This is a genomic window from Paenibacillus sp. FSL H7-0737 (genome assembly GCF_000758545.1).
In the GTDB taxonomy this organism is placed as follows: Bacteria; Bacillota; Bacilli; order Paenibacillales; family Paenibacillaceae; genus Paenibacillus_AQ.
Map to the genome: position 1 here is coordinate 6,677,660 of NZ_CP009279.1, position 21,309 is coordinate 6,698,968.

Annotated in this window: 15 protein-coding genes; 2 read left to right on the plus strand and 13 right to left on the minus strand. The window is 43.9% G+C overall.

From position 1 onward, the window contains the following. Nucleotides 1–11: 11 nt before the first annotated feature. Nucleotides 12–917, plus strand: coding sequence for a DUF5643 domain-containing protein (locus tag H70737_RS29160; protein WP_042192998.1), 906 nt, complete (start codon nucleotides 12–14; stop codon nucleotides 915–917). Between the two features lie 103 nt (nucleotides 918–1,020). Here H70737_RS29160 and H70737_RS29165 read toward each other — a convergent pair whose 3' ends face one another. Then, entirely contained in the window at nucleotides 1,021–1,407 is a 387-nt protein-coding gene (locus tag H70737_RS29165; RefSeq protein ID WP_042192999.1) for a MerR family transcriptional regulator, read from the minus strand. Nucleotides 1,408–1,544: 137 nt separating this feature from the next. Here H70737_RS29165 and H70737_RS29170 point away from each other — a divergent pair, with 137 nt between their 5' ends. After that, nucleotides 1,545–2,303 (plus strand): SDR family NAD(P)-dependent oxidoreductase, encoded by a 759-nt coding sequence (locus H70737_RS29170; protein WP_042193000.1) that lies wholly within the window; start codon nucleotides 1,545–1,547, stop codon nucleotides 2,301–2,303. Between the two features lie 55 nt (nucleotides 2,304–2,358). Here the strand turns inward: H70737_RS29170 and H70737_RS29175 are convergent, their stop codons facing one another. From H70737_RS29175 to H70737_RS29230, 12 genes are all read right to left on the minus strand, one after another. Then, complete coding sequence (locus tag H70737_RS29175) at nucleotides 2,359–3,561, minus strand: macrolide family glycosyltransferase (protein WP_042193001.1); 1,203 nt, start codon at nucleotides 3,559–3,561, stop codon at nucleotides 2,359–2,361. Between the two features lie 166 nt (nucleotides 3,562–3,727). Continuing rightward, a complete protein-coding gene (locus H70737_RS29180) occupies nucleotides 3,728–5,710 on the minus strand; it encodes a PTS fructose transporter subunit IIABC (RefSeq protein ID WP_042193002.1) in 1,983 nt (660 codons plus the stop codon). A 176-nt stretch (nucleotides 5,711–5,886) separates the two neighbouring features. Continuing rightward, entirely contained in the window at nucleotides 5,887–7,833 is a 1,947-nt protein-coding gene (locus tag H70737_RS29185) for a BglG family transcription antiterminator (RefSeq protein ID WP_042193003.1), read from the minus strand. A 327-nt stretch (nucleotides 7,834–8,160) separates the two neighbouring features. Beyond that, entirely contained in the window at nucleotides 8,161–8,784 is a 624-nt protein-coding gene (locus tag H70737_RS29190; protein ID WP_052404463.1) for a DUF2238 domain-containing protein, read from the minus strand. A 121-nt stretch (nucleotides 8,785–8,905) separates the two neighbouring features. Beyond that, nucleotides 8,906–10,270 (minus strand): MATE family efflux transporter, encoded by a 1,365-nt coding sequence (locus H70737_RS29195; RefSeq protein ID WP_042193004.1) that lies wholly within the window; start codon nucleotides 10,268–10,270, stop codon nucleotides 8,906–8,908. Between the two features lie 74 nt (nucleotides 10,271–10,344). Continuing rightward, nucleotides 10,345–11,004, minus strand: coding sequence for a dihydrofolate reductase family protein (locus H70737_RS29200; protein WP_042193005.1), 660 nt, complete (start codon nucleotides 11,002–11,004; stop codon nucleotides 10,345–10,347). Nucleotides 11,005–11,025: 21 nt separating this feature from the next. Further along, complete coding sequence (locus H70737_RS29205; RefSeq protein WP_042193006.1) at nucleotides 11,026–12,162, minus strand: sugar ABC transporter substrate-binding protein; 1,137 nt, start codon at nucleotides 12,160–12,162, stop codon at nucleotides 11,026–11,028. A gap of 15 nt (nucleotides 12,163–12,177) precedes the next feature. After that, nucleotides 12,178–14,118 carry an alpha-amylase family protein gene (locus H70737_RS29210; RefSeq protein ID WP_042193007.1) on the minus strand — a complete coding sequence of 647 codons (1,941 nt, stop codon included), beginning with the start codon at nucleotides 14,116–14,118 and terminating at the stop codon, nucleotides 12,178–12,180. 36 nt (nucleotides 14,119–14,154) lie between these two features. Beyond that, nucleotides 14,155–15,195, minus strand: coding sequence for a zinc-dependent alcohol dehydrogenase (locus tag H70737_RS29215; protein WP_042194725.1), 1,041 nt, complete (start codon nucleotides 15,193–15,195; stop codon nucleotides 14,155–14,157). A gap of 192 nt (nucleotides 15,196–15,387) precedes the next feature. After that, nucleotides 15,388–16,005: a hypothetical protein gene (locus tag H70737_RS29220; RefSeq protein ID WP_042193008.1), complete on the minus strand. Its 618-nt coding sequence runs from the start codon at nucleotides 16,003–16,005 to the stop codon at nucleotides 15,388–15,390. Between the two features lie 74 nt (nucleotides 16,006–16,079). Further along, the gene (locus H70737_RS29225; protein ID WP_042193009.1) at nucleotides 16,080–18,419 is read right to left on the minus strand and encodes a beta-glucosidase; all 2,340 of its coding nucleotides are present in this window, start codon (nucleotides 18,417–18,419) and stop codon (nucleotides 16,080–16,082) included. A 24-nt stretch (nucleotides 18,420–18,443) separates the two neighbouring features. Further along, nucleotides 18,444–21,206: a glycoside hydrolase family 3 N-terminal domain-containing protein gene (locus H70737_RS29230; RefSeq protein WP_052404464.1), complete on the minus strand. Its 2,763-nt coding sequence runs from the start codon at nucleotides 21,204–21,206 to the stop codon at nucleotides 18,444–18,446. Between the last annotated feature and the right edge of the window lie 103 nt (nucleotides 21,207–21,309).

Genomic DNA, 21,309 nt, shown 5'->3' on the forward strand with positions numbered 1-21,309 from the left:
AGAATGATATCATGAAGAAAATGACAACGAAATTGTCTGTAATTTTAAGTGCTGCTGTATGCCTTGGAGCGTTGGGAATGCCGGCTTTAACCCAAGCAGCCAGTGTTCAAACCGCCGCTGAAGCTTCCCTGAATACAACAAAAGCCGCCGATTCACACGATCAGCTTACTTTAAAGGGCAGTGCACAGTTTGACGGTAATTATATTAAGATCGATCTGAGCCGTGAGGGATCCCTGTTCTCAGGAATGCTCGCAGGGGTAACCTTGAACGATAAAGGTGAGCCTTACCTTGCAGATGGAACCATTATGGCAGTAGACGCCAAGCTCACTAATTCAGGTGGAATTGATTTTAAATCACCACGCTGGATCAGTGATGGTGACGCCAACAAGGCGGTTGTTGTATTGCAGACCGGATGGCTAACTGAGCAGCAAAAGGCAAGCCTGGCTTCCTCTGAATTGAGCATCCATGTGAAGCTTAACGGAATCGAAGATCCGTATGTACTAAAGTTTTCTCTTAAGCAAGCAGGAGTAGCGCGTAACATTCAGCTACCAGCTTTAAAGAAAGACAACCAATTTGAAATCAAAACTAATCGTGTTGCTGTGGGAGAGACTTCTGTGCGCATTGCTTTAGCAGTTAAAGGGGTTGCTACCCAAGCACAGGCTTTAGGATATGATATTTATGATAATCTGGGAAATGAATTAGAATATATTGCACGGGAATCTGTTGCAACAACCCAGAATACTGTTTCTGAAGATTTATTGTTCGAGGCGCTTCGCCCGGCCGCAGAATATCTCATTATCAGACCTTATCAAGCAGTGTTTGAAAAAGGCACTGCAGGGGCTTATAAAGTAGATGCCAAAGGTAATGTAGTTAAAAATTACAACAAGCAACTAGAGATCAAAATTCCTCTGAAATAATAAACGCTGCAACAGATCCATATGTATGAGGAAAAGGGGATTACCTGTTGGCCGTAAGGCCTGAGGTAATCCCCTTTTTCATGGATAAAGCGTAATTTTACAACTAATCATCCATAGACAAATCCAGTGTATTCCCTTTACTAATGAAGACCTTGTAATTAGCAATTTTGTCGTTCAGCATCCTCTCTGTCTCTGTTAAATGTCTGATTTGATCCTGAACTGAGCTTCTATGATCTTCCAGAAGATTCAAGCGGGCTTGGCTTGTATGTTCTCCTTCTAAATATAACTGGGCATATTGCCGGATTTGTGAGATGGGCATTTGGGTTTGTTTCAACCTCAGTACAAATCGCAGCCAAGCAAGATGAGTATCATCATATACCCTTTCTCCATTCGCATTGCGTATCGGAGCAACGATCCCTTCTTTTTCATAATATCTCAGTGTATATGTGGTTATCTCCAATAACTTGGATACCTCGCTAATCGTGTACATGCAAATCCTCTAATCTATTTTATTTTGAAAGTCACCCTGATTATAAAAAACATTTGCCTTAGAGTAAACTCTAACCTATATAATCAAATCGCTGTAAGATCGAATTACATTCTCGTAGAAAAATAGGAGGAAATCACATGAAATATACTGTAATTACCGGGGCTAGTTCAGGGATAGGTTATGAAACTGCCCTAGCTTTTGCTTCTCGTGGAAAAAACTTAATCCTTGTGGCCCGCAGAAAGGAACAGCTAGAGGAATTACAGTCTAAAATCGCTCGTATTCATCCTAATGTAGAGGTTGTCATTCAAAAGATTGACTTATCCGTTATCGAGAATGCTTATACGTTGTATGAAAGCCTGCGAGGATATGCCATCGAAACCTGGATCAACAATGCCGGATTTGGAAACTTTGCTTCAGTGGCCGAGCAAGATTTAAATAAAATAACTACAATGCTACATCTGAACATAGAAGCGTTGACTATACTCTCCTCTTTATTCGTTCGAGACTACTCCACTATTGATGGCACGCAATTAATTAACGTTTCATCTGGTGGCGGTTATACGATTGTAGGCAATGCTATAACGTACTGTGCAACGAAGTTTTATGTAAGTGCATTTACTGAAGGACTATCCCATGAGTTGAAGAGTCAAGGTGCACCTATGCAGGCTAAAGTGTTGGCACCTGCCGCAACAGAAACAGAATTCGCGAAACGTGCTTTCGATGTCACGAATTTCGAATATCACGGCGCTGTGCGGAAATTCCATACCGCAAAGGAAATGGCTGGCTTCATGCTTGATCTGTATGACAGCAATCATGTGGTGGGACTTGTGAATGGTTTAACGTACGAGTTTGAGTTGAGAGATGCTATTTTTAATTATGTGGAGAGTACGCGATAGGCTTGTCTCGAAAGTTAAACAAATATGGCCATCCTTCAACGGATGGCCATGCACACTAACCAAGATATTGACACTTCCATTCGAAAATCTCATCAACAGCTTGATGAGGTCCACCGGATGTCCGAAAGGAATCTTTAGTCGTTGCAACAGCTTTTTGGAATGACGGAAGGGTGAGCACAAGCTCTACAGCTTCACGCAGTTCGGTTGCAGTTAATCCTTGCATTTGTAATTTAATGCCCGCTCCAATATTGACGACTTGCTCCGCAATGATCGGCTGATCCGCACTTTGTGGGATTACAATTAGCGGAACCCCATAGTAGAGACCCTCATGCGCACTATTCATTCCACCATGTGTAATGAATATTTTTGTGTACTGTAATATATCCGTCTGTGGAACATAGTTTTTAACTATAAAGTTGGGAGGAATTTCTCCCAAATCATAGATTTGCACTTTGTTCCCAATGGACATAACAATCGTATGCTCCGTATTCCCGAATGCCTCAAAACAAAGCTTATAGAAATCACTTGCTTGGTTGAAGACCGTACCCATTGAAATGTAAATTAGGTCCTTCCCCTTGATTGCAGAAAAATCAAAATGATCTGGCGTTAATCGTGAAGAGATGGAAGGACCCACGAATTTATACGATAGGTCGAAGGTTTCTCCATAAGGTTGAAACTCCCTTGTCGTATACACGATTGTAAGTGGTGCAGGATTACAGAACACTTCGTAAGGAGAGTGAATTTGCACACCATATTGTTCCTTTATTTTTACGCTCAGACTTTGAAATCTATCGTCTACAGCTTTTACTATTTCTGCAGGGGCTTCTGTGTAGAATCGTTCCATGACTTGATCAAATGATTCTTTAGTCTGTGCAAAAGAAGTACAAGAGTTGATAGCAGGAAGCTTAAGAATTTGAGCAATTAAACGTCCACAACCAAACATCGAATCATGGATGATGTAATCGAATTGCTCTCCTTTGATCTGTTCAAGAACGCATGGTATAACGATATCCGCCGTAAGTAAAAGCCCATTGACTCTTTCGAGCAGATAATCCCTCCCACCTGAAATAAAGGCCTTTATAAATTGTTGATTATCCAATGTCCTTACTACAGCGCCTGTTTCCTCCATACGCTCCCGAAAAGCTTCTATAGTGAAGTATACTACCTCTTCTCCACTAGAAATAAGCTCCTGTACAACGCCAATCGTTGGATTGATATGTCCCTCTGATCCAGCATTAATAAATAAGACACGCGCCATTTCCTATCCCTCCTCAGTTTTACTATTCTCTAAATTGTACAGGAGTAAGGGGCGGTGCACCATACCAGCTCTTCTTCAAAACAAAATCATTAATCATAAAAGAGGCTCTCCGCTGCAACAGCGAGAAAGCCTCTTTTGTTATTTACTTTAAGCTCAGCGTATTGGATCAATACACCTGACCAAGCAACTGGTATGCTTCTTCCTTGGATTTAACCGCCAAGAGATCTCCCCTGAAATCATCATCCATCAGCTTACGAGATAAGATTTGCAGTACTTTAAGATGGGCGTTTCCCTTACTGCTGCGTGGCACCGCTATCATAAAGATCAATTTAGCTTCGCTTCCGTCTAGGCTGTTCCAATCTACTCCGTTCTGCTTGATACCAAATACAATGCTTGGCTTCAGTACGGCGTCCGATTTACCATGGGGAATGGCTATATTCAGACCGATGCCTGTCGAGCTTTCTTCTTCCCGGGCCAATATAGCCTCTTTGAATTCACCGGCAGAGCTTACCGCTCCGGCCCTCTCCAGCGCTCCAATCATTTCGTTAATAATAGCGTCCTTAGTATCTCCATTCAGATCCAGATTAATCAAATCCGGTGTAAGAATATCGGTTAATTTCTCAATGTGAATGGCTGGCGCTTCCGTCGCGGTCCGGTCATTTGCCTGTTCCAATGCCGACACGTCTGTGGTAGTTTTCTCAGCTACTATGACAGAATATTCAAGATCCGCTTCTCCCAAGACAGCCTGGGTTTCAGCTGTAACATCCTTTTTCAGCAGCCTGATCATGACAACTGTTACCGCCGAACCGACAATGACGGCGACAAAAAACATCAACACATTGTCTACTGCACCAAGCACGGCTACAATCGGTCCACCATGGGCTACTCTGTCCCCAACATGGCCAAGCATCGCTATCACCGAACCGACCATCGACCCTACCATGATACTCGGAATGACACGCAGAGGATCTTGTGCGGCAAACGGAATTGCACCTTCGGTGATACCAAACAGTCCCATTGTAAATGACGCTTTGCCGGCCTCTCGTTCTGCCGGTTCAAATTTACGTTTGCTAATCATCGTTGCAAGTCCCATACCAATTGGAGGGATACAAATAGCAGCGGCGATTGGGCCCATAATTTCATAGTTACCTTCTCCGATCATGGCCGATCCGAATAGGAATGCAACCTTGTTCACTGGACCGCCCATATCGAAAGAAATCATCGCACCCAGAATCAGGGCTAGCAAAATCGAGCTTGTACCCTGCATACCTGCGAGCCACCCCGTCAGGGATTCAAACAGCTGTGCGATTGGAGAACCAATCAGGAATACAAAAATCAAACCGACAATCAGGGAGGTTAATATTGGAATAATGATGATTGGCATGATAGGTTTTAGTGCCTTAGGAACTTTCATTTTCTTGATTCCAAGCGCTACATAACCCGCTAGGAAACCGGCGATAATTCCGCCGATGAATCCAGCTCCCGCCTCACTTCCGTAAAAACTTCCGTTTGCGGCGATGAATCCTCCTACCATACCCGGAACAAGACCTGGTCTATCCGCAATACTCATCGCAATAAAACCGGCTAATATGGGCACCATGAAGGTAAATGCAGCCGATCCGATGTCCAATATCGTCTTCCAGAATGAATCATCCGGTATGACTAGTCCTCCCGGAGTTTTCACGCCACCAAGGGTCAGCGCAATTGCGACCAGTAAGCCGCCGACAACGATAAACGGCACCATATAGGACACACCATTCATCAAATGGCGGTAAATCGGATTTTGCTTCGACTTTTTCTCCTGCTTGATATCTTCAGCAGACCGTAATTGTGCTCGGTAGACCTTCACATCATCGCTCATCACCCGTCTGATCAGCTCTTCCGGATGGCGGATGCCTTCCTGTACGCCAACTACAAGCAGCTTCTTGCCGACAAACCGATCCTTTACGACCGTTTTGTCTGCCGCGATAATTATGCCATCCGCTTCACGGATATCCTGCTCGGTTAACTGATTCTCCACTCCAATAGAACCCTGAGTTTCAACCTTCATCTTGATGCCTAGTTTAGCTGCCGCCTTTTGAAGATTTTCGGCGGCCATATACGTATGTGCTATTCCGTTAGGACATGAGGTAATTGCCAATATTTTCATAACCATTCTCCTTCACTATAAATGTTTCCGCTTACATTCATAGTATAAACGCCAACCATCTCCTTCTCAGATTGGAATTTTACCGCAACTTCCGGAAAAACTAAATTTATTCTTGTCAAAAAAATAAAGCGATATTAAAAGGTCATGCTTTTTCGTGTGTATAGCCTAATTTTAATTTACCCTTTCAGTCTGCTCAGAAATTTCATCACATCAGTTTCCTTGGACAAAGCACTGACAAAAGCCGGACGCTCACTGATCAGCGACAATTCCTTAAATAGCTGCCTCGCTTCTTCCCGTTCTTCACTTTTTAACGCTAGCATAAACACGAGCTCCACTTTTTCAGTTCCCCAGAGGAGTGGCTGCTTTAAGGTGGCGATTGCAATCACCGATTGTTTGATCAATTGAGGGCTACCATGCGGAATGGCAATCCCTCCCCCTATAGTCGTAGACGACATTTTTTCTCTCCCCAGAGTGCTTTCCGAATAACCTGCCTCCGCATATCCCTTGTCCACCAATACTTGCCCCAGCTTAGCTATAATCTGGTCTGGCTGCTGCACATCCTGCTGGAGAAAGACTAGAAATGGTGTTGTGTACTTCAAAAAAATGGATTCTTGTCTGTTGTTTGGCTCATCAAGCTGTTTAATTTCATGTTCCAGCTTTCGCTCGTCTCTAGCCTCCAGCAAGGGGGAGACATGGATATGAGGGATCTTCAGCCCCGAAAGAGCGACGGTAGAAATGACAAGATCAACTTTATGGGTAGCTAAATAGTCATGCACTTCCGCTTTGGCCATCGATGCTTCCACATGCACAGATGGAAATTTACGTTCAATTTTCGTTCGGAGCAGTTGGGACATACCAATACCCATGTGACATATGATAATCACCTTTTTTGGATTACTCTGGCCTTTATGAAGCCTTTCAACAGATGCCTGGAAATGCAGCGTCAGATAGGCTGCTTCTTCCTCGGGAATAGATAAATGAAGCGATTCACCCATCTCTTCCAGCGCAACAATGACCCGGTCGAACATATAGGGATACATTTTTTTGATCTCGGCCAGCATCGGATTGGACACGGCCAGCCCGTAATCAAGACGGTTCAGGGTAGTATATAAATGAACTTTCAGACCATTCATCAATACTTGATCTTGGGAAAACTGAATCATGTTAAGCACCGACATCCGGCGCGTCAGCTGCTCCACAATCCCCTGTAAGAGAGGCTGTCTGTCCGCCAAATCGTCCCCACTAGAACCCTCACTCTCCTGACGATAGCGGAATTTCCCACCAAGTAGGCGCAATGTTAAATAAGCTGCTTCTTTACTGGGGAAAGACACGGCAAACAGCCGTTTCAAACGCAGCAAAAACTCCTCGGCCCATATAAATTCCGCTTTTTTCTGCAAAAAAGCAATTTCTTGATCGGAGAGAGAGATTGGTTGTTTAAGTTTGGTTCGTTTGACCATCAGCAAAATATGTAGCATTAGACTTTCAAAGGCTTCATCTGTGTAATAAAGCGAATGCCGTTTTTGCAGCGCCCTTAATTCATTGTATACGCCAGCAATCTCGTGTTGCTCAAATTGCTTCATCATCATCTGTCCCGTCAACTCCGAGCTGTCTATCAACTGGTCCAAGCGCACCAAAGCCGTCCTTTTATTTTTTTCGGAGCCTTCAATTGCAAGGCCAACTCTCTGCTTGGAGATTAAGGCTAAATTAAAGGGTTGTAACCACACCTCAATTTTCTCTACATCTTTACGAATAACAGCTTTGTTCACAAAATACTGCGACGCTAAGTCCTGAATGGCTACGGGCTTGGCATCCATCAGCAGCCGATAAGCGAGATGCAGAACTCTTTCCTCGTCGGATTCATGTCTAGCCGAACTTTCTCCTGCATAAAGACGGTGGAATAAATCAGCCTGATCGGCTTCGTCAATCTCCAGATAAATGCCCCGCCCCGGCCTTTTCACCAAGCTTGTATTTGAGTACCTTTCTATATATTCTTCTATAATTTTCAGATCGCTCCGAATGGTTTTCTCTGAGCAGTTGATCTCATCAGCTAGATTCTGCACTAACAATAATCGGTTCGATTCTGTTAACAAAATGCGAAAAATCTCTTTTTGCCTATTATTCATCAGATCTCCCTGCTTCCATCATATTTTAGTGAGATACAAGAGCAGGGTCTCTCCCTATTATTTAATGATTAGTTTATTAACCTGAACTGAAGCATTCCATAATCAGACTCAGCCTTTTCAAGTTTTTTCTTTACTGGAATAAACAGCATAATTATAGAGCTTACTACAAAAAAAATAAAAAAAGAAGCGGGTCCCTCGTAGTTGACGGGATTAAGCAGTAGTTTTCCGGTGTTCAATCGTATTTCTCCTGTACGTCATATGAAGGTAACTATGCCTTTATGAGATTAACGGGCTAGCAGCGAAAAAACAGATCATTGAACCTTAGAATCAACGTGGATCCACTCTACTTGTTCTGCGTACTTTATCGTACAAATAGAAGGAGGCGACGAGAGCGCCCGATGTTCCGCAAATCATATCCAGCATCGTGTCGTTCAAACTGCCATTTTGCGAATGAAGTCCGAATAGATGATCTACTGTAAACTCATAAATCTCCCATATTCCAGCCATTGCAACAGCAAATAGAAACGCGAACCAAATGATGATGTTGGAAGGCAGACCGCTCAGCCCTTTACGCTTAGCCATCTTGATCAAGATGAATCGTCCTACGAAGAATAAAATAACTCCAGACAGCAGATGCTCAATCTTGTCTAAATAAGGGATAACACCATACATATTGAACAAATTGGCGAGCATCATCGTAATCGCGATAAAGACCAGCACCGAGAATCGTAGTGCAGGAGGCAGTTCACTTTTGGTCCATGTGATTAAGCCCCTAAAGAGTATCAGGACGACAATGATAAGACCCGCTTGAAATGTTTTATCATAATTCCCAATCAGGGCAAAATAAACAATTGATACTCCGCAAATGAGGTAGAGAATCATTTCAAAAAAATAATTGAACCTAAGGTTTCTAGAAGTCTCTTGCATAGCAGTTCCTTTCTGACTAGACATTTTTAATTAATTATCACCCGTTCAAAGCCACCCCATACGACAATCATATCATTAGTTATAAAAAGACTCCCGCGTATTCCCTTAAGCAGGAATATACGGGAGTCTTGAGCGACTGAGAACCTTACATCGCCTTTTCAGCCAAATCGTTAACTAAATTCCTCATCCACTTCCGGGAGTACATCCGGGCGTAACCGAAGCAAAAACGGACAACCTCCTCAAGTGATATGACGAGATATACAAGGTAGACTGGCTGCTTCCAGACGTATGACAGCAACAGTCCAGATGGGACACCTATCAGCCATGTCGCGGTCGATTCCATGCTGAACACGAACTTGCTGTCTCCCCCACTGTTTAGAATGCCGCCTGCTATAATCATATTGGAAACTTTGGCCCAAAGAAATCCAGCGAATACGATAACGATATATATGCTCATCTGTTTAGCATCCTCGGAGATATTGAATGCGGAGACATACAGCTTCGAGCCTGCCGCAATGATAACCCCGACAATTAGAGAGATGATAATGCCAAGACGAATGAACTTTTTCGCATGATCGAGTGCGATATCCGTTTCGTTCGCGCCCAAACGGTTGCCAACCAAAACCCCAGCTGCACTAGCCAGACCGGACAATAAGCCGATGCAAAGCCCTTGCAATGGGAAGGTAATGGTCATCGCCGTCATCTCCATCGTCCCCATGCGGCTATAGATGATCGCATATGCCGTTTCACCCAATACCCAGATCAATTCAGTCAGCAGCAGCGGATACGTCGTTCCAAAAAACTTGCGGATGAGCGGTCTAGGAATGATGAACAAGTTCTTTAACCCAACAGCGCCTGGTAAACGATATCGGTACACGGCACCAATGATCAACAAACATTCTATTACCCTGGAAATAAGGGTAGCAATAGCCGCACCCTTCAGACCAAGCGCTGGAGCGCCGAAGTTCCCGTAAATAAGTACGTAATTCAGTATAATATTCAACACAACAGCAATTAAGCTTACATACATCGGCCATTTGGCATGGCCCGTACTACGCAAAATCGCGGAATACATCATCGTGAGCATGACAGGTACAAAGCCGATCGACATGATCTGCAGAAAAATATACCCATTATCTATTACATTCGCATCTGTCGTGAACATGCTCAGGAAAAGCGGCGAATCGATGAAGACAGCCGCAGAAAATAAGAACGAGAACGCGAAGCCGACGATTAGTCCAAGGCCCAGCACCTGGGAGACGCTTTTAGAATCTTTGTTCCCCCAAAACTGGGCTGCATAAATAGACACACCCGTCGATAGACCAGCCAAGACAACCGCGATGATCCCATATATTTTGGTGGACATTCCCACCGAGGCAATCGCCACATCTCCAAGCTGCCCGACCATCAACTGATCCGTCAAATTGAGCAATGCCATCAGTAAGCTTTGAAGCGTAACAGGTACAGCGATTTTATACACACTTTTGTAGAAGTTCTCTTTCTCTGACATGGCTCATTCACAACCCCCATTTTCTCGATTTTACCGCGTCCATAGCCATTCGCAGTCTATGACTTCGTGTGAGGTTATATCACTTTTTTGTAGCGCATGAGCGTATAATTATCTTTGGGCTGAATTTCTACAACCTTGAACTTTTTCGCAAAGCACAATTGCTGATACCCGTCTCCATCCACTAAAGTAATGTTCGTGGAACCGCCTATGATGATCGGAAGCTGCATCAGAATAATTTCATCGACGATGTCCTGATCGAAAATATGCCAGTTCAAAAAGCCGCCGCCCTCAACCATCAAGCTGGTAATCCCGAAGTTGTCTTCCAACTGACGTTCAAGCTCCACGAAATCGACTTTATCCTCACCGCAGATGAGGCACTCCTTCCCTCTTTCCCGGATCTGCTTGATTTTATATTCATCCCGTCCTTTCTCGGTTGTGACAATAATCGTCCTCCCCTCATCCGAGAGTACATTGCTATCCAGCGGAATATCCAAGGTGGTCGTCGGAATGATCCGGATTGGATTTTTGTTCTCCTCATACCGATTAGTAAGAAAGGGATTGTCCGTCAGAATTGTATTTTTTCCGACCATAATACCCTGCACATTCCCCCGGAATAGATGAATGAATTCCATATCCTCACTGGAAAACAAAGAAAAAAGCTCCTTACTCGAATTACCAGCTCCCATAGTGAGCTTACCGTCAATCGAAATTTGGCTGAATATCGTTGTTTTCATGTTTCTTCTCCCCGTCTCTTTTTAGCTTTTATATGCACCCCAGAATGCTTGGATAGTCTGTTCAATTTTTTTCAATGCTTGTTCAGGATTGCTTAAGGGCAGCTCGGTTAGACCCGCATTTAGCGCCTCCCATACATGAATCATGAAGGGGTACGTCGGCATCGGCCGTGCGTGCTCCAACAGCGATATAATCATCTGTTTGTTAGGCGTAGCAGAGGCAGCTAGACGGTTCAGCACCTCTTCCTGAGCTGGAATCCGCTGCACACCCAGCGTCCACATGGTCTGGCATTCATCACTCAGCATAAAATGCGTGAAAGACAAGATATCTTCCCGTTCCTCCGACGTTAACGAATGATTCGGGTAAATCAGGCCGATAGAAGAAGACATGGATAGCGATTGCTGGCCTTCTATGACCGGAAGCTGGCAGACCGCAAGCCTGTTGTTCATCTGCTTGTCCAGATGGTTATAAATCCACTCTCCACAAATAATGGCGCCAATCTTACCGTCAATAAACTGCTCTAGCAGTCCTGTGGAACCGTCGAGACTGACGAGCACGCCTTGATCCATCTTGTCATGGATGAACTCAAGTGCTCGCTTCATTTCAGGGGTTACGATATTTGGCTTTCCATCCTGAACAGGCCAACCACCGAAAGCTGTAAGAAACGGAATAAACCAATAACCCTGCTGTAAATCTGCTCCAAACGGTATGATGCCTTGAGCGGACAACCTCTCTGCTGCCTCTTCGAACACTTCCCATGTCGTCGGCGCACTGGCGTAAATCTCCGGATTGTAATACACAACCAGATGATTGCCCCGTAATACCGGAATACCATACTGAACACCATCCAGTTGCATCGTTGAAAGTGCCCCTTCAGTCAATGCATCATCAAATAGCCAGCCCGGTACCTCAGAGTAAAGACCATTCTCAACATAGGAGGACATATCCGCAGGAACCATCGCCAGATGCGGACCTTGATGGGTGTCCTTAATTTGGTTCAGGCGCGCAGTCAACTCCGTAATGTTCATCACTTGTGGCGTAATTTGTACGCCGAAGCGCTCTGTATACAGCTTGCAAATTCCCTCCAACACCTCAATCGAGGTATCTCCCGGACCGTCAAACTCATGCCATAACACGATTTCTTTGTTCTTCTTTTCCATCGCTGCCTCTCTCCCTTAACTAACTTGTCTATGATTGTTTACGAGCACTAAAGCCTGATTAGGTGCAAGTAGTAAGCTGTCTAACTTCTGACCTACGATGCTCCCCGTTAAGGAACTATCCAGCGTCACGGTCATTGGGCACCGCCCAGGTACCGCAGCCTTCAAATCAACTTGGCAGGAGGTATCAGCGCTCAAGTTAAAGCAGCAGAGCAGCGTCTGTTCGCCATGCATATACCCGTACAGAACTGTACCTTCCGGTGATTGAGCCACGAAAAAGTTTTCTGGCTTCACTAGCTGAGGCCAATCTTTCTTGAATTCACTCAGCTCCGTCAGCAGCGGCAGCATCGGTGCAGGATTAGTCCAATTGATTTGCATGACGTTAAAAAAAGCGCGGGAAATCTCCTCTCCGTTCGTGTTGTCGCCAAGACCACAGTTGAGGGGCTGCTCCTCATTCATTTCATAGCCAGTCGTCACGTATGGAATTGCATTCGGAAGAAATTGATTAAATACCGCAATCATCCGAGCCACCTCAACACCGCCACGGCTCGTGATCCGAGGCGTATCTGCTGTTTCTGCACAGGCGAACACATGAATGTTTAACTCAGGCAGCTCCTCTAAGAATGAAACGAGATTGTCCTTATTGATTTGCGTCATGACATTCCATCCGCTGCCAAGCATAATGTTGTAGCCGGTGCTCGCCGCCTTCTTGTGATTACGATTGAACAAATCTTCGCTGATCAAGATTGCATTCGGATTCAACTCTTTAATCGTGTCAAAAATACGAGTCAACAGCGGAATAGGAAGTACATGTCCGATATCGATGCGGAAGCCATCAATCCCATACTTTTCGAGATTAAACCGTACGGCCTCCTCCAGCACATCCCACAGCTCCAGATTCGGCTCCTCACCCGGGTAGTCATTGCATTTAATCGTATCAAAAAGAACATATGGTGCCTGATCCGAACTTATAAGATGTCTCACTTGCGGAGAAAAGTCCTTGTAGAGGCGTAAGAACGTAATGTCTGTCCAAATCGGCTGTACATCGTTAATCCAATCCGAATGTGCGGGAGCAGTCGTTATCCCCATCTCTTGCTCCACCAGAGTTAATAGCTCATCTCCAGTTTTAGCAGCCTTCTCTTTTAACTGCTGCCAAAGGATTGGATGAAGTTCATTGGGCGGCGGCGAGAACTTCCGCAGAAATGCTGCGGTTTCCTGGCTGTGGTAGACCGTCTCCAATTTGTCAGGCGTACACTCCTCAAAGAATCCAAGCTCAGGAATCGATGGCGGTGCAAAGCCTTCTAATTCCTGCATTTTGATCCAATACACCCATTCGGGATGTTCGGTAATGAACAAACTGTTTTTCGCCGTTACACGGGGAATGAAATCAACAACAGTCTTAATATCAAGCAAATGACAAGCTTCTACCAAAGCGCTGAGCTCATCGTGGATCGTAAACTCCTCCATACCATCCAGCAGGCTATCGTGTAGGTTCTGATCCAAGTGGAATAACGATTGCACAGCGTAAGGTGACCCGATATCTCCTTTCAGATTCAACTTGCTGTACTGGTTCACTGGAAGCATATACAGAATATTGATGCCCATTTTTTTTAACAGCGGCAGAAGAATAAGGAATCTTAAAAAAGTGCCGGATTCAATTGTTCCATCATGGTTATAATCCCAAGCCGTCGAATAACGAATTAATGAAGAATAGATCGCGCTGTCGTCTAAATTCGTGCGTTCCTTGAGCGAATATCTCCACGAAAGCTTGTCTACATACTTCAAATGCTCTGTCAAAAAATCATACGGATGTACACAAATTTCACCGTCTTTTTCCAAAAGAACACACTCATATTTGCACTCATTCCACACAGCAGGAATCCAAATTGGCGCAACGTCTTTATCTTTGTGTGTAGACAAGTAATCCTGAACAAGTCTAAATTTGCTTTCTTTGCTCATTAATAGATCCACCTCTCATTGATTGCAGTTCTACGTTTAGGGAACAAAAACCGTCTTTACGGTGTCACTCCCAACCACCTTCAAAGAGTTCAATTCATAGCCGATCAACTCGTTTATTGCTGCCTCGTGCTGATTGAGCTTAACTTTTCTGGTCACCAATTTCTCCAGTTCAGGTGTCTCAGCGGCAAACCGCAAAGCCTCCTCGAACATGTAGCGGTATTCGCCCGCTGCGATAATTTTGATTGCATGCTGTACGAATCTGGTAGGGGAAAAGGTGTACCGATACTTCGCATTAATTCCAAAAGGAACAATGCGCCCTCCTCGCTCAATCCATTCCTCCGCTACTTCGAGCTGAGTGCCCACCGTATCGATAATTACATCAAACTTATGTCCCGCGCAGATTTCATCTACGGTAGCTTGATTTAATTGGGATGGTGTTAGAGCAAAATCCGAGATTTCACTGGCAAATGCCAACCGATAGGGATTAATTTCCGTCGCTACCGTGAGCGCAGCTTTTGATTTACTCACCATTTGACTTAACAGTCCCATTGGACCCGATCCAAGAATGAGCACCTTATCGTCAGCCGTGACATTAGCTTCTTTGAAATTGTGCAGCACACAGGCAAGCGGCTCGATTAATACCCCCGTCTCCCAGCTCATATGATCAGGTAAAGGGTGTGCAAACGTTTGTACAGTTGAGAAAAAAAAAGTGAATGTCCCATTTCGATTCAAACCAGCAATAGGCATCCCATTTCCATCGGAGCCTATACATAAGTGCGGCTGTTCTTTCAAGCAAAAATAACATTCGTTGCAGCTTTGATTCGGATCGATAACTACTCGGTCCCCCACCTTAACACGGTCAACATTACTGCCAATTTCGATTACGGTCCCTACAGCCTCATGACCGCGAATGATTCCTGGAACTCCTTCCTCTTTACCGGTTATGACCGCTAGATCTGTTCCACAAATGCCTGTCATCTCAATCCGAATCTTAACTTCATCCGGGGTTACAATCTGTGGCTCTTCCCATTCGCAGAGCTCTAGCTTATCATTGGATGTCCACACCAGCGCTTCCATACGCATTCTTCCTTTCACTTTTCCTAATATCCATTTTCCACCAGAATATATCATACCTCCCATGTAAAAGTAAGGTGAATATTGTCGTAAAATGTTATTGTTTACATTTTTATAAAGCTTTCAGATAAATAAACGCTTTAAATAAAAAAAACACCTCCCCCGTAAATCAGGAAAGGTGTGCCTTTACTAGGCTTATTTTGCAGGCTCCTGTTTAAAAATGATTTTAAAAATAGGGTAGAATATCAAGAATGAAATCGTACTATTGATAATCATTGTAATAATATCCGCTGTTGTCTCCCCCATTGAACCCATTCCCCATGTATTAATTAATAAGTTATAGATAGGAGCCTTGTAAAATCCTTGCGCCGCGGCAGCACCAACGGTTATAAGAATATACGCTAATACATACCAGAAAGCAGCCTTCCAAACGTTACTGTTTGATTTAAATGTAATGCTTCTCTGTGCGAAAAAGTTAATGATCTGTGCAATGCCGAGCGTAATTTGAACGGCAAGAAAATAGCCAAGTCCTCCTCCACCTCCTGATGTAAGCGAACCAGCCGCATAATCGAATATATAATAAGCACTTCCATCAAAGTTATGTCCTAACTGAAAAACTTGAAAGCTTGTAGATAGTAATGATGTCTGTGCAAATATGAGTTTAAATAAAGGCATTAGAACAAGTTGTAATACCGTCATTCCAGCACTCAGTATAAAAAACACTATGAATTGTGCAATATTCGGATGTTGTCCCTTGAATTTATTCCAAACACCCATCATTCCTGTGTTTTTCTCGATATTTACTTCGCTCATACTCTTCTATTTCTCCTTTGAAGCCTAGAAAAAGGAGATACCGTGGTATCCCCTTTTCCTCGCTTGCTATTTTCCTATCGGTTTATCCATTTCAACACCTTCAAGATTTGCTTTCGACTAATTTTCCCGCCAGTAAAACGGTCGATTTGACGAAAAGGCATATTCAGAACAAAGTAGACATTATTCGCTAGCAGAGGTTTATTGACTGCTTCAAAAAACTTGTTAAAGAAAAGGACAATATGATAGATTGTTTTTCCAAGTGCGTTCTTATATTTAGCTTGAGCAATGGTGTCGTTTAACCCCAAGTCCTGCTTTGGATCCCAATAAGGAGAAGGAGGTTCATAACCCAAGAGCCCCTTATATTCCGCTGCCGTTACTTCATGAACATGTCCGCTAAAATAATGCGGGAATTGATCCTTTGTATGTTCACAAGAAACGGAATCGCCCGTAAGCATAACACGTTCCTGCAAAAGAATAGACTGGATCGAACTTCCGATTTGAATGTCGTAAGCGCCAGGCTCGACCGCCCAATCGTGAATCGTCGGATTATAATATGAAAAATCACGTTCCTCCAGAATCATTGTGACACGTTTGCTTTCGCCCGGCTCTAAGCTCACCTTTTCAAAACCTTTTAATTCTCGTTTGGCTCTAAATATCGATGAATCTTGTTTCTGGATGTAGAGCTGCGCAACCTCTTCCCCTGCGACTGCCCCTGTATTGGTGATGGTAAATGAAACCTGATGCTGATCAACCGTTAAATCCGTATATGCAAAGATTGTATAGGACAGCCCATAACCAAACGGAAATAACACAGGTTTATTCACGGTATCAAAATAACGGTAACCGATAAAAATACCTTCGATATGCTCTGCGGTTGCCTCCTTACCTGGATAATAAGGAGCAGAAGAGACATCACTATACTTGATCGGGAATGTCTCGCTGAGCTTACCACTTGGGTTGTACTCTCCAAGTAAAACACTCTTTAACGCTTCAGCACTTCCTTGTCCAGATAAATAGGTATGAACGATAGCTTTGACATTCTTTATAAACGGCATTTCAATGGCACCACCGCCAGCGAGAATCACCACAATATTGGAATTGACTTCTGTTAATGAACGAAGCAGTTCGAGCTGGTTATCACGTAAGCTAAGGTTTACGCGGTCAACACCTTCGGCTTCGCTGCCTTCGTCCAGCCCCAAGAACAGCAAAATGGTATCTGCTTTCTGAGCTAACATAACAGCTTCCTTTAGTAGACGGTCATTTTTCCCACCCATTCGCTTGAAGCCTTTCGCATATCCCACAATCGATAAGCCAGATTGACCGAGCACATCGCAGGCATTGGATAGCTTGGCAGGATTAATAAGCGAACTTCCAGCACCCTGGTAGCGAGGATTACTGGCGAAATCACCAATAATCGCAACTTTATTGCCGTGTTTAAGCGGTAATATCTTATCGTCATTTTTCAATAACACAATCGAACGTTTGGCAGCTTCTATCGCTTTATTGTGGTGCTCCTCATAATCGATACGCGATGTATCTTGATCATGCAGCTGGGTAGTAAAGACTAACTCAAGCAGACGATCGACAGCGTCATTCAGCACTTCTTCGTCTAGCTCATTGTTTTTAATGGCTTGCACGATTTCTTGATCCGTAATTCCATTGGTTGAAGGCATCTCCAATTGATTGCCTGCTTTCAATCCTGCAACACGGTCATTATTCCCGCCCCAATCCGTAACGACTACGCCATTAAAATCCCATTCACCGTACAGAATATCCTGTAACAAATCGTTATTTTCATTGGCGAACGTGCCGTTGACTTTGTTGTAAGAGGTCATGATGGTTTTCGGTTGACCCTTCTCAACTACACGTCTAAATCCTTCTAAATACAATTCTCTTAACGAGCGTTCATCCACGACTTCGTCAATCGTCATTCGCATATGTTCTTGGCTATTGACCGCAAAGTGTTTAGGACATGCAGAAATGCCGTTCACCTGAATGCCTTTGACCATCTCACTCGCTAATTCTCCCGTTAAATAAGGGTCCTCGGAAAAATACTCAAAATTTCGTCCGCATAACGGATTCCGCTTGATGTTCAATCCAGGACCAAGCAACACACTCACTTTTTCGCTAGCTGCTTCTTTTCCAATCGTTTGACCAACCTCATAGATCAATTGTCTGTCCCAGCTATTAGCCAAGGTTGCCGCCGTCGGAAAACAAGTGGCAGGCAGACTTTTATTTAAGCCTAAGTGGTCTGCCTTTCCGCCTTGCTTCCTCAAACCATGCGGTCCATCTGTCAGCATAATGCTGGGAATCTTCACCCGGTCGATTGCTTTTGTATTCCAAAAGTTTGCGCCAGACATTAAAGATGCCTTTTCTTCTACGGTCATACTTTCGATTAATGCTCTATACTTCAATCTCTTCACCCCGCATGCTTACGCCTATTTTTCGAATAAGTAGGTTTGCAGGATCGTGTACAACACATGCTGAACACTTGTGCGAACCCCGTTTGTGATTCCTGCAGGATCCTTCTTGTATGCTTGTTTTAATAATTTCTCGTTTTTACTTGGTGTCATAATATCGAGCATGAGATCATTGCCAGCTACAACCGCATCCGGCGCTTTCATAAACCCAAAGACTGCATCGCTGGAAACAAATCCATCAAAGCCCCATTCCTTACGCAGAACATCATTTAACAAGACGGAATTCGCTCCTGCCCACTTTGTCCCGATGATCGAAAAGCTGGACATTGCGCCTAGAGGGCTGCTTTCTTTAACCGTAATCTCAAACGGCTTCAAGTAGATTTCGCGAATCGCTTGCTCGTTGGCCCAGATCAGATTTCCTGAACGAGCATTGGTTTCTTGATCGTTCAGCGCGAAGTGCTTCATAAAGGCAATAATGCCTTGGTCTTCTGCGCCGTTTATCATAGATGCCGCCATTTTTCCTGAAAGCACAGGATCTTCTGAGAAGTATTCAAAGTTACGGCCGCCTTGTGCTGTACGGTGAATATTCATCCCCGGTGCATACCAGCCTTGAATGCCATACGCACGCGCTTCTTTACCAACCGCTTCTCCCATTTGATAGGCTAGATCATTGTTCCATGTTGCTGCAATGACGATTTCAGACGGATATGACGCGGCTTCGATTGGCTTAAAGAAGTAACTAAATCCAGCCGGTCCGTCCATCAACAACGTTTTAGGAACACCCAAACGCTCTACTGCCATCGTTCTATAAGCGCCGTTTGCTACATAATCAATCATTTCGTCCAATGTAAACTGATCCATGAATTCATTCCATTTCGGATCATCAAAGGCTAAACCTTTCAAATCCTCCAGTACTAAGCCATTATCAGCGCCAACCGTTGGCATTTCCATCGTTGAAGCTTCCGGCTCTTTTGAGAATGCGTCGACCACATTTTGCGGTGCTTTATGACTAATATTTTCATCTGAAGGGTAAGTCTTCTCCCAATCATTCCGGGACAAATACGTAACTTCACCTTTTGCTAATTCAAAGCGATTCTCGTAAGGTGTTCCGGTATCCTTATCTTGTTTGAAAACCTTCTTGTCAGCCAACTCAAGGTCATAGCTTGCCACGATATCATGTACATTGCGAGCCACTTTAATCGTATATGTGCCTGGGTCTAATACATACGCTTCCTCTACGTTCATATCATAAGAAGCCATCTCTTCGGTAGCGAACGAAAGGGTAAGCACCTCGGATTGACCTGCTTCCAGTAGAGACGTCTTTGCATAAGTGGCCAGTTCGATGGCCGATTTTTCAATGCCGCCTGCAATATACGGAGCTGAATAATAAACTTGAACAACATCTTTTCCGGCTCTGTCGCCAACATTTTTCACTTCGACTTGTAGTTCAATCTTGTCTTCCGACAATGACTGATTCAGAACCTTCCACTCGAAATCCGTGTAGCTTAATCCATGTCCGTAAGGATATAACACGGTATCTCGATAGCCTGCTTCATCATTTAAAAAGAAGGTTTCATAGAAACGGTAGCCGACATAGATACCTTCTTGATAATTGAGGAATGAATACTTCAAATTATCGTATTTGTAGTCTCCAAAGTTCTCACTTGCTGGAGCCGATGAATTGTCATAAACATACGTATCCGTAATACGGCCTGATGGATTGATATTTCCTGCAAGAATATTTCCTAATGCGTTGGCACCATAAGGGCCAGGTGTTCCTATCCACAATACAGATTTAATGGATTTAAATTCATTTACGAAACCAAGCTCTAAGGCATTCCCCGCATTTACAACGATTGTGACATTTTCAAAGGACTGTGCAACCTTTTCAATCAAAGCGCGTTTATTAGCTGTCAATTTCAACTGCTCAGCGGTCGCATCACTAGCTTCTGTACTCTCACTAGCAATGACAATAATTGCATTTTCCGAATAGGATTTCGCTTGTGCTATGGCTTCGTCCGATAAATAATCGATTTTAGGTTCATCGCTAGAGTTTCCGCCTAACATGCCTTTTACAACTTGAATGACTCCGGTACTCGCCTTGCTGCCCACTCCTGCTTTTGCACCAACCTCTTGATACAAGTCATGAAGCTCGGTATTGTATGAAATACCTGCATTTTCTAGACCTTTAAATAAATTAACCGCACGGGAAGTATCCCCCGCACCCGATCCTCCGCCGCCATAACGTAGCTCTAATGCAGCTAATCCGAAGACGTTAACCTTTTTATCTTTCAAAGGCAGCTGTTTATCATCATTCTTCAATAGAACAATGCCTTCATTCGCAATTTCTTCAGCTATTTTCCCACCCTGTTCACGTGCTGCAAGCGCCTCAGGGGAATCGGTTACGGCTGTAATGTGTTTTCCTGTCAGCGCATCGATGATGCTAGAAGCGGTTGCACCGAATTGTACGAACAACAATATGACAACAAGCGCTACGATCGACCAGCCGGTGAATCGTCTTGGTCTATTTTTAATTTTCTTGTAGCGTTTAGCTTCTTTTTTCATCGCTCTACGATCTTTGCGACTTAGAGCTTTCAACTCCATTTTTGTTTGTTGCTTTTGCTCTTTTCTTAATTGTTTGTCCTGTTCAATCGCTGCTGTTCGTTCTGCTTCCGGTAGCGCTTTAATTTCTTGCTTTCGCGCTCGCAGCTTAGCTTTATCTTCCTTCACCTTTTGCACGATTTCACTTTTTTTAACGCGTTTAGTATTAAAATTGTCCACCACGGCGACCCCCTCCGGTATCGTCTTTCTTTTTCACAATCATAATATAGCGCTTACATTTTAACTATCAGGATCTTGTCGAAAAAAAAGCTAAATATTGCGT